Below are 708 nucleotides of genomic sequence, written 5' to 3' on the forward strand. Positions count from 1 at the left end.
TCGCGATCCTCGTCGTTCCAAACCCATACCGCCACGGCATCGATTTTAAGAACCCATTCACAATGTCAAAGAAGGCCGTCGCGGCCTTAACCTCATGGTCGCCCATGAGGATCTCGTGTCTTCATCTCTAGGAAACGTCAAAGCGTGGTGGAGCCTATCGGGATCGAACCGATGACCTGATGCTTGCAAAGCAACCGCTCTCCCAGCTGAGCTAAGGCCCCGTAACGCACATCCGGCAAATCGAAGCGATGTTGCCATCAAGCTTCGTTCACGCAGTGGTGGGCCGAGTAGGAGTTGAACCTACGACCTCACGCTTATCAGGCGTGCGCTCTAACCACCTGAGCTACCGGCCCGCACCCGCTGCGCCGTCAGTCGCAGCGAAGCTGCGCCTTCAAGGGACCCCATCAAAGTACTACTTTGATGGGAACCCATGGCGCGCTTCGCAGCGCTGGCCGTACTCGTTCGCATGCGCCCCAGCTTGCGCTGGTTCGTCTTGCGAACTTCCTAGGATGAAGGGACATGAGGACGGCGGCTAATGTTCTTTGGAATGGAGGAAGCTCTTCCACGGTCCGAAGACCGCGGCGCTTTCCGCCGATATCCTTAGAAAGGAGGTGATCCAGCCGCAGGTTCCCCTACGGCTACCTTGTTACGACTTCACCCCAGTCGCTAAACCCACCGTGGTCGCCTGCCTCCTTGCGGTTAGCGCGA

General features: G+C 58.1%; 2 tRNA genes and 1 rRNA gene. All 3 read right to left on the reverse strand.

Annotated features, from left to right (window positions below):
* Positions 1-145: 145 nt before the first annotated feature.
* Positions 146-221, reverse strand: a tRNA-Ala gene (locus tag LK535_RS16705).
* Positions 222-276: 55 nt separating this feature from the next.
* Positions 277-353: transfer RNA gene (locus tag LK535_RS16710), tRNA-Ile, on the reverse strand.
* A 251-nt stretch (positions 354-604) separates the two neighbouring features.
* A 16S ribosomal RNA gene (locus LK535_RS16715) occupies positions 605-708 on the reverse strand; the annotation flags it as partial.

Origin of the sequence: Sphingomonas sp. IC4-52 (assembly GCF_020707225.1) — a bacterium.
In the GTDB taxonomy this organism is placed as follows: Bacteria; Pseudomonadota; Alphaproteobacteria; order Sphingomonadales; family Sphingomonadaceae; genus Sphingomonas.